Source organism: Nocardioides jiangxiensis (genome assembly GCF_030580915.1).
Taxonomy (GTDB): Bacteria; Actinomycetota; Actinomycetes; order Propionibacteriales; family Nocardioidaceae; genus Nocardioides; species Nocardioides jiangxiensis.
This window is the reverse complement of sequence record NZ_JAUQTA010000001.1, coordinates 1,512,734-1,525,169: the sequence shown is the minus strand read 5'-3', so window position 1 is coordinate 1,525,169 and position 12,436 is coordinate 1,512,734. Positions and strand designations below refer to the sequence as shown.

At 70.4% G+C, this 12,436-nt stretch carries 13 protein-coding genes; 7 read left to right on the top strand and 6 right to left on the bottom strand.

Annotated elements, in window-relative coordinates:
* The first annotated feature begins 100 nt into the window (after positions 1-100).
* Positions 101-565, top strand: coding sequence for an SRPBCC family protein (locus Q5722_RS07415; RefSeq protein ID WP_305027572.1), 465 nt, complete (start codon positions 101-103; stop codon positions 563-565).
* A gap of 153 nt (positions 566-718) precedes the next feature.
* On the opposite strand, the gene Q5722_RS07410 is transcribed toward Q5722_RS07415, so the two are convergent.
* A complete protein-coding gene (locus Q5722_RS07410; protein WP_305027571.1) occupies positions 719-1,801 on the bottom strand; it encodes an inositol-3-phosphate synthase in 1,083 nt (360 codons plus the stop codon).
* Between the two features lie 55 nt (positions 1,802-1,856).
* On the bottom strand, positions 1,857-2,432 hold the full coding sequence (locus Q5722_RS07405) for a PadR family transcriptional regulator (protein ID WP_305027570.1): 576 nt from the start codon (positions 2,430-2,432) through the stop codon (positions 1,857-1,859).
* Between the two features lie 224 nt (positions 2,433-2,656).
* Between Q5722_RS07405 and Q5722_RS07400 the strand changes: the two genes are divergently transcribed.
* Positions 2,657-4,930: a transglycosylase domain-containing protein gene (locus Q5722_RS07400; RefSeq protein WP_305027569.1), complete on the top strand. Its 2,274-nt coding sequence runs from the start codon at positions 2,657-2,659 to the stop codon at positions 4,928-4,930.
* Positions 4,927-6,315, top strand: coding sequence for a glycosyltransferase family 87 protein (locus tag Q5722_RS07395; protein ID WP_305027568.1), 1,389 nt, complete (start codon positions 4,927-4,929; stop codon positions 6,313-6,315). Before Q5722_RS07400 ends, Q5722_RS07395 begins: the two co-directional genes overlap by 4 nt.
* On the opposite strand, the gene Q5722_RS07390 is transcribed toward Q5722_RS07395, so the two are convergent.
* Positions 6,308-7,369: an alanine racemase gene (locus Q5722_RS07390; protein ID WP_305027567.1), complete on the bottom strand. Its 1,062-nt coding sequence runs from the start codon at positions 7,367-7,369 to the stop codon at positions 6,308-6,310. The two genes, Q5722_RS07395 and Q5722_RS07390, sit on opposite strands and share 8 nt — an antisense overlap.
* A 72-nt stretch (positions 7,370-7,441) precedes the next feature.
* Entirely contained in the window at positions 7,442-8,242 is an 801-nt protein-coding gene (locus Q5722_RS07385; RefSeq protein ID WP_305027566.1) for a deoxyribonuclease IV, read from the bottom strand.
* A gap of 171 nt (positions 8,243-8,413) precedes the next feature.
* Here Q5722_RS07385 and rpsF point away from each other — a divergent pair, with 171 nt between their 5' ends.
* The 4 genes from rpsF (at position 8,414) to rplI (ending at position 10,148) form a co-directional block, all read left to right on the top strand.
* Positions 8,414-8,701, top strand: a complete 288-nt coding sequence (gene rpsF / locus Q5722_RS07380; protein ID WP_305027565.1) for a 30S ribosomal protein S6 — start codon at positions 8,414-8,416, stop codon at positions 8,699-8,701.
* An 85-nt stretch (positions 8,702-8,786) separates the two neighbouring features.
* Positions 8,787-9,359, top strand: coding sequence for a single-stranded DNA-binding protein (locus Q5722_RS07375; protein ID WP_305027564.1), 573 nt, complete (start codon positions 8,787-8,789; stop codon positions 9,357-9,359).
* Between the two features lie 85 nt (positions 9,360-9,444).
* Positions 9,445-9,681, top strand: coding sequence for a 30S ribosomal protein S18 (gene rpsR / locus Q5722_RS07370; protein WP_107701205.1), 237 nt, complete (start codon positions 9,445-9,447; stop codon positions 9,679-9,681).
* A gap of 17 nt (positions 9,682-9,698) precedes the next feature.
* Positions 9,699-10,148 carry a 50S ribosomal protein L9 gene (gene rplI / locus Q5722_RS07365; RefSeq protein ID WP_305027563.1) on the top strand — a complete coding sequence of 150 codons (450 nt, stop codon included), beginning with the start codon at positions 9,699-9,701 and terminating at the stop codon, positions 10,146-10,148.
* Between the two features lie 198 nt (positions 10,149-10,346).
* On the opposite strand, the gene Q5722_RS07360 is transcribed toward rplI, so the two are convergent.
* Both Q5722_RS07360 and Q5722_RS07355 read right to left on the bottom strand, forming a co-directional pair.
* Complete coding sequence (locus Q5722_RS07360) at positions 10,347-10,919, bottom strand: hypothetical protein (RefSeq protein WP_305027562.1); 573 nt, start codon at positions 10,917-10,919, stop codon at positions 10,347-10,349.
* On the bottom strand, positions 10,916-12,250 hold the full coding sequence (locus Q5722_RS07355; RefSeq protein WP_305027561.1) for an MATE family efflux transporter: 1,335 nt from the start codon (positions 12,248-12,250) through the stop codon (positions 10,916-10,918). The genes Q5722_RS07360 and Q5722_RS07355 overlap by 4 nt, the downstream gene beginning before the upstream one ends.
* Positions 12,251-12,436 lie beyond the last annotated feature (186 nt).

The following is a 12,436-nucleotide window of genomic DNA, read 5'->3' as shown; positions in this document are numbered from 1 at the left end:
CTGGACCTGCGGTGAACGCCCCGACAACATGCCCGGACCCGGTCGGGATCTCCTCCTGTGGGTGGACGCCGGCGCCGATCCCCGCGGCTAGCGTGACGGCATGCCTTTCGACGCACCGACCCTCGTCGCCGAGACCGACATCGCCGCCCCGCCTGCCGTGGTCTGGAGCATGATCTCCGACCTGCCGCGCATGGCCAGCTGGAGCCCCCAGGTCGTGAAGACGCTCATCCCGGGTGGTTCGACCCGCGCCGGCGCACGCATGGTGAACCTCAACCGCAACGGCTGGAAGTTCTGGCCGACCTTCTCCCGGGTGACCGTCTTCGAGCCCGAGCAGCAGGTCGCCTTCCGGGTCGCCGACAACTGGCTCCACTGGAGCTTCGAGCTCACGCCCACCGCCGACGGCGGCACGCACGTGCGCCACAGCCGGACCGCTCCTGACGGCCTGTCGCCGGTGTCGGCGTACTCGCAGAAGCTGGCGATGGGCGGCACCGAGAAGTTCGACGGCGTGGTCGAGGCCGGCATGCGCGAGACGCTGACCCGGCTCAAGGCCGAGGCCGAGGCCTGAGCCCCGTTCCCGCCAAGGACGAAGCCGCCGGCTCCCCGAAGGGAACCGGCGGCTTCGCTGTCACTCAGGAAGTGGAGCTCACGCGCCCTGCTGCCTGCGGCAGCGGGCGCGCTCTCCCGGCGCACGGACGAGCAGGCTCGCCGGCGCCTCGCTTCACTCGCCCTTGATGAACGACTCGAGCATCGCGCGACCGAGGTCGTCGGCGATCTGCTGCGGCGGCGACTTCATCAGGTACGCCGACGCGGCGATGACGGGACCACCCTGGCCGCGGTCCTTGGCGATCTTCGCGGCGCGGACGGCGTCGATGATGATGCCGGCCGAGTTCGGGGAGTCCCAGACCTCGAGCTTGTACTCGAGGTTGAGCGGGACGTCACCGAAGGCGCGACCCTCGAGGCGGACGTAGGCCCACTTGCGGTCGTCGAGCCAGGCGACGTAGTCCGACGGACCGATGTGGACGTTCTTGTCGTAGACCTTGCCGGCCAGCGGGCCGTTGAGGTTGGACGTGACGGCCTGGGTCTTGGAGACCTTCTTGGACTCCAGGCGCTCGCGCTCGAGCATGTTCTTGAAGTCCATGTTGCCGCCGACGTTGAGCTGGTAGGTGCGGTCCAGCACGACGCCGCGGTCCTCGAAGAGCTTCGCCATCACGCGGTGCGTGATGGTGGCGCCGACCTGGGACTTGATGTCGTCGCCGACGATCGGGACGCCGGCGTCCTCGAACTTCTTGGCCCACTCCGGGTCGGAGGCGATGAAGACGGGGAGGGCGTTGACGAAGGCCACGCCGGCGTCGATCGCGCACTGGGCGTAGAACTTGTCGGCCTCCTCCGAACCCACCGGGAGGTAGGAGACGAGGACGTCGACCTCGGCGTCCTTGAGCGCCTGGACGACGTCGACGGCCGGCTCGGTCGACTCCTCGATCGTCTCCTTGTAGTACTTGCCGAGACCGTCGAGGGTCGGGCCGCGGAGGACGGTCACGCCGGTCGGCGGGACGTCGGTGATCTTGATCGTGTTGTTCTCGGAGTTGCCGATCGCCTCCGAGAGGTCGAAGCCGACCTTCTTGGCGTCGACGTCGAACGCCGCAACGAACTTCACGTCGGAGACGTGGTAGTCGCCGAACGTGACGTGCATGAGACCCGGGACGGTGCCCTGCGGGTCGGCGTCCTTGTAGTACTCCACACCCTGGACCAGGGAGGTGGCGCAGTTGCCGACTCCCACGATGCCTACACGTACGGAACCCATCGTTTCCTCTTCCTGCTCGTTGTTGCGAGTGATTGTTGGTCTGTTCAGGTCTGGCTCAGGCCTTGGCGGCGGGCGGCTGCTGGGGTGCAGTCGTGCCGGCGCGCTCGGCCTGGATCAGCTCGGAGAGCCAGTGGACCTCTCGCTCCACCTGCTCCACGCCGTGGCGCTGGAGCTCCGCGGCGTAGCGGTCCATCTCCTTCTGGGTGAGCGACAGCTGACCCTGCACGCGCTCGAGGCGCTCCTGCAGGCGCATCCGGCGCCCCTCGAGCACCCGCAGCCGGATCTCCATGTCGGTCGAGGAGAAGAAGGCGAAGCGGATGTCGAAGTTGTCGTCCTCCCAGGCACTGGGCCCGGCCTCGGACATCAGCCGCACGAACTCGGCGCGACCCGCCTCCGTGGGCTGGTAGACGATCCGGGGCCGGCGGCTCGTCGAGCCGCTGAGGACCGTGTGCTCCTCGATCCAGCCGGCGCGCAGCATCTTCTTGAGCGCCGGGTAGAGCGATCCGTAGGAGAGCAGGCTCCGCCATCCGAGCATGAGGTTCAGACGCTTGCGGAGCTCGTAGCCGTGCATGGGTGACTCGTGCAGCAGTCCCAGGACTGCCAACTCGATGGTGTCTCCACGCCGTGCCATGCGATCTATCGTAGCGATATATCGCTGCCAGGTGAATGTGACGTGAACCCCGGGCGTGTCCTTGGGGAGTGCAACGAGTCCGCTCCCTGTCGCGGCGGCCGCTCGCGCGCCCCCCTGGCGCCCGTGCCGGCGCCGCGTACCCTGTCCAGCGCACACCCAGCAGGACCGGCCACCCGTACGCCGCGGCGTACGGCGGGCGCCGGCAGGATTCGCGGAGGCCGTCAGTGGCAGCACAGGGCAAGCGTTCGACCCCGTCAGCATCGAGGCTGCGCCGTCTCGTCAAGCCGGTGCTGATCATCGGCGTGGTGCTCGCGCTGCTCGGCGTGCTGCTGGTCGCGGTGCTCTACAAGTCGATCGACGTCCCGAACCCCAACAAGGACTTCGAGACCGAGACGACCCACGTCTACTACCGGGGCGGCAAGCAGGAGGTCGGGCAGTTCGCGCTGCAGAAGCGCGACCGCATCCCGTACTCGGAGATGCCGCAGGTCGTGAAGGACGCCGTCGTCGCCGCCGAGGACCGCACCTTCTGGACCAATGGCGGCATCGACCTCAAGGGCATCCTCCGCGCGGCCCTCTCCAACGCCAAGGGCAACGACACCCAGGGCGCCTCGACGATCACGCAGCAGTACGTGAAGATCCTCTACCTCTCGTCGGAGCACTCCTACAAGCGGAAGATCAAGGAAGCGATCGTCGCGAAGAAGATCAACCGCGAGATGTCGAAGCAGGAGGTGCTCGAGGGCTACCTCAACACCATCTACTTCGGCCGTGGCGCCTACGGCATCCAGGCGGCGTCGGCCAGCTGGTTCCACGAGGACGCCAAGGACCTGAACCTGCGCCAGGGCGTCATGCTCGCCTCGATCCTCAACAACCCCACGCTCTACAACCCCGACAACGGCAAGGCCAACGCCGCCGCCCTGCTCGAGCGCATGAACCGCGTGCTCAACGGCATGGTGTCGATGGGCAAGATCACCCGCATCGAGGCCGACGAGGCCGGCAAGCAGCTTCCCCACTTCACGGCGAACAGGTCGGGCAGCGTCTTCTCCGGGCAGCGCGGCCACGCGATGTCGCTCGTCAAGAGCGAGCTCCTGCGCCTGGGCGTCGCCACGGAGAGCGAGATCGACGGCGGCGGCCTGAAGGTCTACACGACCCTCGACAAGAAGGTCATGAAGGCCGACGAGGACGCGATCAACGAGATCCGGCCGAAGGGGCTCGACCAGCTGCACACCGCGATCGCCAACGTCGAGCCCGGCACCGGCGCCCTGCGCGGGTTCTACGGCGGCCAGGACTACCTGAAGTCGCAGCTCAACTGGGCCCTCGCCGGTGACAAGGTCGGCTCCTCGTTCAAGCCGTTCGCGCTGGCGGCGGGCCTCGAGGCGGGCTACTCGCTGAAGGACACCTTCGACGGCAACTCGCCGTACTACTACAACGGCCAGGGCACCGGCGCCTTCGTCTCCAACGAGGACGCCGGCCACGACTGGGGCCCGGTCAACCTGATCAAGGCGACCGAGCAGTCGATCAACTCGGCCTTCGCCGACCTGACGATGTCGATCCCGGACGGCCCGGACAAGATCCGCAACACCGCCTACGCGCTGGGGATCCCGAAGGCGACCGACAAGAACAGCGTCAACAACATGTACAAGTCGCCCGGCCTCGACGCGGTGTCCGGCATCGCGCTCGGCTCGGCCACGATCGCGCCGGTCAACATGGCCAACGCCTACGCCTCCATCGCCAACAAGGGCCAGGCGGCGAAGCTGTACGTCATCGACAAGGTGGTCGACCGCGACGGCAAGGTGCTCTACAAGCACCGCACCCAGACCCACGAGGCGATCCGTGAGGACGTCGCCGCCGACGTCACCTACGCCATGCAGCAGGTGATCAAGTCGGGTACCGGCACCGCCGCGGGCGCCCTCGGTCGCCCGGCGGCCGGCAAGACCGGCACCGCGACGTCCGAGGACCCCAACGGTGGTCACGACTTCACCTCGTCGGCGTGGTTCGTCGGCTTCACCCCGCAGCTCTCCACCGCGGTCATGTACAACCGCACCGGCGACCGCGGCCAGCCGCTCCCGCTCGCGGGCTACATCTCCAGCGAGTTCGGTGGGCACTACCCGGCCATGACCTGGGCCGCCGCGATGCGCGAGGCGCTCGACGGTGAGCCGGTCCTGCCCCTGCCGCCGCCGGCGTACGTCGACGGTGACGCGCCGGAGTCGGGCCACGCGCCGAAGCCGAACAAGGCGCCGACCTGCAAGAGCGGCCAGAAGCCCTCGGTGGACGACTGCGTCGCGCCGGCCAAGACCGCGACCGCGACCGCCACGGCCAAGGCCAGCAAGACGGCGACGGCGAGCCCGACCCCGACGCAGTCCCCGACCAAGAACGTGCCGCCGCCGAAGGACCCGTGCAACGAGCTCCTCCCTCCGGCCACGTGCAGCCCCAGCCCGACGGACACGACGACCGCCTCCGCCAGCCCCGCGGGCAACGGCAACGGGCCGCCCGGCCCGTGACCCAGCGTGTCGCGCCCTCGCTCGACGACCCGGTCGTGACCGCGTTGAGCGAGGGCATCGGCGGGCCGCTCGGCCGCCACGCGCGTCCCGCACGGTGGTGGACGCCCGTGCGGGTGGTGCTCGCCCTGGCCACCCTGGCGTTCGCGCTGGGCATGCTGCAGAAGCAGCCGTGCTGGTCGGAGGACTGGGGCGACGGCCACGACCGCTACGTCAAGATGTGCTATTCCGACGTGCCCTACCTGTACACGGGTCGCGGGTTCGCCGAGCTCCTCTGGCCCTACGACGACGATGCCGAGGTCCGCGCGAAGTACGAGGTCATGGAGTACCCCGTCGGCATCGCGTACGCCGCGTGGGCGGCCGCGCACGTCTCCCACTGGCTGGTGGGCAGCGGCTCGGTCGCGGCGCGGGCCGATGTCGGCACAGGTGACCTGCTGCGCCAGCCCGGCGTCCTCGACGAGCAGCGCGGCTTCGTCGTCGCGACCACCCTCGGCCTGGCGCTCGCCACCCTCGCGGCGGCAGCTGCCCTTGCCCGGGTGCACCGCCACCGGCCCTACGACGCGGCACTCTTCGCTGCCTCGCCGGTGCTGGTCGTCAACGCGCTGGTCAACTGGGACCTCCTCGCTGTCGCCCTGGTGGCGGGTGCGCTGCTGGCGTGGGCCCGCCGCAGGCCCGTGCTCACCGGCGTCCTCATCGGGCTCGGGTGCGCCACCAAGCTCTATCCGCTCTTCCTGCTCGGCGGAATCGCGGTGATCTGCCTCCGGTCGCGCTCCTGGGGCACCCTCGCCCGCGTGGTCGGCGCGACGTTCGCCGCCTGGGTGCTGGCGAACCTCCCGGCGATGCTGACCGGCTGGGACGAGTGGCTGCACTTCTGGCGCTTCAACAACGACCGTGGCGCGGACCTCGGCAGCCTGTGGCTCGTCCTGTCACAGGCCGGCGTGCCGGTGGGCACGAAGCTGGTCAACGACGTGTCGTTGCTGGGCTTCGCCGCCTGGTGCGTGGTCGTGCTGGTCATCGGCCTGCGGGCTCCCTCGACGCCGCGCCTCGCGCAGCTCGGCCTCCTCGTCGTCGCGGGCTTCCTGATCCTCAACAAGGTCTACTCGCCGCAGTACGTGCTCTGGCTGCTGCCCCTGGCCGTCCTGGCCCGGCCGCGCTGGCGCGACCAGCTGGTCTGGCAGGCCGGCGAGCTGCTCTACTTCGCCGGCGTCTGGTGGTACCTCGACGGCCAGCTCGACCCCGGCGGCGGCACCCAGCCGGTCTTCTACTGGCTGGTGATCCTGGTCCGCGTGCTGGCAGAGGTCTACCTGGTGGCGATCGTGATCCGCGACATCCGCGAGCCGGCGTACGACGTCGTGCGTGCGGGCGACCCGGATCCGGTGCTCAGCTGACGATCGTGCGGTCGAACGTCGTGGTCGAGAAGCGGACCCGGAGCTCGACCTCGGCGCCGATCTCCGGCACGTGCGCCTCCTCCGGGAGGTAGACCACCGACGCCTGCATGTGGGGCGGCTCGGCGAAGTAGCGCTGCTTCCCGTCGACGACGTACGGCGACCGCACGAGCCCGGCCGCGTCGAGGCTGCCGCGTGCCAGCGAGGTGGCACGGGCCTTCAGGCTCAGGTCGGCGGTGGGCGGCTCGAGGCCGATGCCGTGGGCCATGCCTCCGGAGAGGACCACCAGGTGGCCCCGGCGCGGGATGGCGCGGCCGTGCTCGCCGAACGTCGAGCCGCGCTCCAGCCGGTGCAGGTCGAGCACGTGGGCCCGCACCGAGAACGCACCCTCGTCGCCCAGCCACAGCTCGTCGCCGAGCAGCGGCCGCACGTGCAGGTCGGGCCAGGCGCCGCGCGCCGCGAGGACCTCGGGCTCGCCGAGGTTGGTGACCCAGAGGGTCGTCGTGGGCAACCCGCTGGCGTGGACGTCGTGGCCCAGGCGGTGCAACTCGGTGAGCCGGCCCGGCCCCGCGGCGGGGAAGGCGAGCAGCACGCCTTCGAGGGTGGGGCCGGCCGGGGTGCCCGCGCCGGCCTCGGTGAGCCGGTGGGCGGCTGCGCGCAGCTCGCGTGCCGAGAGTCCGTGCACCCGGGTCGAGGTCATCCGGGCCAGCACGAGCCGGGCCGTCGGATCGGCCTCCAGGAGGTCGTCGAGGTCGTCGAGCCGGCTGACGGTGTGGACCAGCCGCTCGCGCGAGACATCCGCCTTCGGTGCGAACGGCCGGTACGGCGCGAGGACCAGCAGGTCGCCGTCGAAGAGTCCCGCGACCTGGCCGCACTCGTCGGCGGTGCCGACCGCGAGGACGTCGGCGCCGATCCGCTGCGCCTCGAGGGCGAGCCGGCTGTTGCCCAGCCCGGAGCCGTTGCCGCGCACGAGGGGCACCAGGTCGGGCAGGCGGTCGGTGACTGCGGTGAGGTGCCCTCGCAGCCGCGCGCCGTCGACGTACAGCGTGAGGCTCATGGGGCGCAGGCTATCCGCGCACGGTGTCCTGACGGCAGCCTGCGGGTGGCGTGGGCGTGACGAACGCTCCGCTCACCAGCGCTGCCGCAGCCAGGCAAGGTCGGTCGTGTGCTCGGCGGCACCGCCCGGGGTCTCGAGCACCACGGGGGCACCGGCGTCGCGGATCACCTGCGCGAGCAGGTCGGGGTCGATGTGGCCCGCGCCGAGGTTGGCGTGGCGGTCGGCGCCGGAGTCGAAGCCGTCGCGGCTGTCGTTGGCGTGGACCAGGTCGATGCGGCCCGTGATGGCGCGGACGTCGTCGACGATCGTCTCCAGCGGGTTGCCGCCCGCGTGGGCGTGGCAGGTGTCGAGGCAGAAGCCGACCAGGTCGGCCTGCGCGGTGCCCTCGATCGCGCCCCACACGCCCTTGATCGCCTCGAGCCGCCGGGTCATGGCGTTCTCGCCGCCGGCGGTGTTCTCGATCAGCAGCGGCACCTTGATGTCGGTCGCCTCGACCGCCTTGCGCCAGTTGGTGAAGCCGATCGCGGGGTCCTCGTCGTCCTTGAGATGGCCGCCGTGCACGATCAGGCCCTTCGCGCCGATGCTCGCGGCCGCGTCCATGTGGGACTGCAGGAGCTTGCGGCTGGGGATGCGCAGGCGGTTGTTGGTGGTCGCGACGTTGATCAGGTACGGCGCGTGCACGTAGAGGTCGACGCCAGCCGCCTCGGCGTCGGCCCTGAGACCCTCGGCCCCTCCGGCGTACCGGATCTCGGGGCCCTTGTAGGACTGCGGGTCGCCGAGGAAGAACTGCACGACGTCGGTGGCGCGCGCCCTCGCCTCCGCGATGGGGTCGGCCTGGTCGACGTGGGCTCCGAGGCGGGCGCTGCTGCTCATGGGGAGGAGTCTAGGAAGGCCCTCCGACGGTGCCCTGACGATTGGGCGGCTGAGGCGCCGGCTTGATAGCCTTCCCTGTCCTTTGTCGGCATATCCGGCACGGGACATCGCACTAGCCCTCCTGCCACGGAAATCCCGTGGCCGCCGAGTCCAGAGGAGGTGGAGACAGCTATGCGTGCTTACGAGGTCATGGTCATTCTCGACCCGAGCCTTGACGAGCGGACCATCGAGCCGTCCCTCGACAAGTACCTGAACGTCATCCGCAACGACGGTGGCACCGTCGACAACGTGGACGTCTGGGGTCGTCGCCGTCTGGCGTACGAGATCAAGAAGAACGAGGAAGGCATCTACGCCGTCCTCAACCTGAACGCCGAGCCGGCGACCGTCAAGGAGTTCGAGCGCCAGCTCTCCCTCAACGAGTCGATCCTCCGCACCAAGGTCCTTCGCGCCAACGCCTGATTCTGGCCGGCCCCTACCGCTTTGTCGGTGGTGACCACCAAGATCTGTTGGCACAGACATCCACGAATCAGAAAAGGGACCTGACATGGCAGGCGAGACCGTCATCACGGTAGTTGGCAACCTGGTCGACGACCCGGAGCTCCGCTTCACGCCCTCGGGCGCTGCAGTCGCGAACTTCCGCATCGCGTCGACCCCCCGCACGTTCGACCGCCAGACCAACGAGTGGAAGGACGGCGACGCGCTGTTCCTCTCCTGCTCGGTGTGGCGCCAGGCTGCGGAGAACGTTGCCGAGTCCCTGCAGCGCGGCATGCGTGTCGTCGTGCAGGGTCGCCTGAAGGCCCGGTCCTACGAGGACCGCGAGGGCCAGAAGCGGACCGTCTTCGAGATCGAGGTCGAAGAGGTCGGTCCGTCCCTGAAGTACGCGACCGCCAAGGTCTCCCGCACCACCCGTCAGGGTGGCGGCGGCGGTGGCTTCGGCGGCGGCGCTCCGCAGGGTGGTCCTGCTGGTGGCGGCGCTCCGGCCGACGACCCGTGGGCGACGCCCGCGGCGCCGGCCCAGGGCGGCCAGGGTGGTTGGGGTGCTCCGGCGGCCCCCGCCCCGCAGCAGAACGACCCGTGGGGTGCTCCCGGCGTCGGCGGCGACGAGCCCCCGTTCTGATTCCCCGTCGGGCGCATGAGCGCCTGACTCCACTCATCATCACCATTCCGGCGTGAGCCGGGCTTTCTCGAAAGGAAGCACCACAATGGCGAAGCCTGTTATTCGCAAGCCGAAGAAGAAGGCGAACCCGCTCAAGGCGGCGGGTGTCACCAAGGTCGACTACAAGGACACCGCTCTTCTCCGCAAGTTCATCTCCGACCGCGGCAAGATCCGCGCGCGTCGTGTCACCGGCGTCTCCGTCCAGGAGCAGCGTGACATCGCCACCGCGATCAAGAACGCCCGCGAGATGGCGCTCCTGCCCTACACGTCCACCGGTCGCTGAGAAAGGGGACTGTAGAAATGGCGAAGATCATCCTGACCCAGGAAGTCACCGGTCTCGGTTCCGCTGGTGACGTCGTCGAGGTGCGTGGCGGTTACGCCCGCAACTTCCTCCTCCCGCAGGGCTTCGCGATCGCGTGGACGCGCGGCGCGGAGAAGACCGTCGAGTCGATCAAGGCTGCCCGCACCGCGCGTGCCGCCCGCGACCTCGGTCACGCTGAGGAGATCAAGGGCAAGCTCGAGGGCTCGGCCGCGACCGTCAAGGTCAAGGCCGGCGCCGAGGGCCGCCTGTTCGGTGCTGTCACCGTTGCCGAGATCGCGACCGCCCTCGAGGCCGTCGCGGGCGAGGCCATCGACAAGCGCACGATCGCGGTCAAGACCGCGGTCAAGTCGCTCGGTGCGCACACCGTGACCGTCAAGCTGCACGACGACGTCCTGGCCACGGCCACCGTCAACGTCGTCGCCGCCTGACACAGCGTCTGACGCAGGAAGGCCCCGGTCCGCATCACGCGGGCCGGGGCCTTCTCACGTCTCGGGTCTCTTGCCTCGGGCCTCGGGCTGCTTCGGGGCCAAGGTCTTCGCCGGGGTGAAGACCTTCACCCGCGTCGGAGGCACATCGCGGTGAACTCTTCCCACGGGTGAAGTCTTCGACGCCGAGGCGCGCCGCCGTCAGGCCTTGCGGACGACGGCCCACTCGCGCCCCGAGTGGAGGAAGCTGAAGACGGTGGCGCCGATCAGCCCGAGCAGGATCAGCACGCCCAGGAGGCCCTCGAGACCCTTCATCCCGGCCCCGTAGACGAAGACGGGGAGGACGGCGGCGCCGGCGTTGGCTGCGGCGAGGTACTTCCACCAGAACGACGTGCCGGCATCCGCACGCGAGACTCCGGCGAGCGCGAGGCAGTAGAGGATCATCCAGGCGAGGGCCGGCAGTGACAGCGCCCAGAGCAGGGAGGCGTCGGAGGTGGAGACGTCACGGCTCCCGATCGCTCCGGGGTCGACGACCTGCCATGCGGGCGGCCACTGGGCTGCCGAGACCACGAGCGCGAGGGCCGCGGCGGCGATCATCAGCCGGCCGCTCGGCAGCTGGCGGGCGAAGGCCCAGGTGCCGATCAGGATCAGCACCCAGCCACACCAGTCGGGGAGCACGTCCCAGCCGTCGACCCGCGGGCTGAGGATGTTGATGACCAGGCCCAGTCCGATCAGGAGCAGGGGCCGGACGACAGGGGCATCAGCGGTGGTCACCGCGTCAGCGTAGTGCCGGTCCTCATCCAGCGGGTGCCGCGTGCCCGATGCAGCAGAACGGCGGCACGCGCGGCCATGAAGCCGAACCCGAACGCCGCCCACAGCCAGGTGAGTGACGGGGCGAGCAGGGCGAGTGGTGCGTAGGCGGCGAGCACCAGGGTGCCGGCCCACGCGAGGTAGCGGCCGTCGCCGGCACCGATGAGCACGCCGTCGAGCACGAAGACGACACCGGCGAGCGGCTGGGCGAGGGCCGCCACGAGCAGCACCGGCACCAGGAGGTCGTCGACCGTCCGGTCGCGGGTGAAGAGCCGTCCGAGCCAGGGTGCCGCGGCCGCGAGCCCGAGGCCGGTGACCACACCGGCGGCGACGCCCCACTGCAGCATCCGGGTGGTGAGCCGACGCGTCGTGGCGAGGTCGCCGCTGCCAAGCGCGCGTCCGGTGATCGCCTGAGCAGCGATGGCGATCGCGTCGAGGGCGTAGGCCAGGAAGCCCCAGACCGCCATCGCGACCTGGTGGGCCGCGAGCCCGTGCTCGCCCCCGCCGTCCGTCTCCGGCAGGGCGGCCACGGCGTACACGGTCAGCAGGATCGCGGCGCGCAGGGTGAGCGTCCGCACGACCAGGGGTACGCCGGCGCGTCCGGCCGCCAGTACCCCGCGCGGGTGGGGCGCCAGGTCGACGCCTGCACGCAGCGCCGCGCGCGCGACGACGCCGACCAGGAAGGTCGCCGTGGCCACCTGGGCCAGGACGGAGCCGAGCGCGGATCCGGGCAGGCCGAGACCGTCGACGGGGCCGATGCCGTAGACGAGGCCGACGTTCAGGGCGACGTTGAGGACGTTGCCGGCGACGGCGGCGAGCAGCGGTGTGCGGGTGTCCTGCAGGCCGCGGAGCACGCCGGTCGCGGCGAGCATCAGCAGCAACGGCGTGGTCCCGACGAGGGCGATACGGAGGTAGGTGGCGGCCGGTCCGGCCACGGCGCTCGCGCCGAGCAGGTCGACCAGCCGCGGCGCGAGCATCCAGGAGGCCGCGGAGACGGGCATGCCGATCGCGACCGCAAGCCACAGCCCGTCGACGCCGTGGGCGAGGGCGCGGTCGGTGTGGCCTGCGCCGATGCTGCGGGCGACGGAGGAGGTGGTGCCGTAGGCGAGGAAGATGCACAGCCCGACCAGCGTCGTCATCAGTGCGCCGGCGACGCCGGCAGCGGCGAGCTGGGTCGTGCCGAGGTGTCCGACGACGGCCGCGTCGGCGAGCACGAAGAGGGGCTCGGCGACCAGGGCCAGGAACGCGGGCCACGCGAGGCGCAGGATCGCGCGGTCCTCGGGGCGTCGGGTCACGGGTGCACGCTATCGACGACGGTCAGCATCGGTGCAGGTCAGCGCCGCGCACGGCACTGGGGAGTGCCGCTCACGGGCGGTCGCGCGACCCGTGGACAAGCTGTGCATACCGGCGGGTCACTTCCGCATTGTCGACAAACCCACAAGGCGCCTGACGGGTGTCGCGAGGTGTCCGCGTCGCTCTGA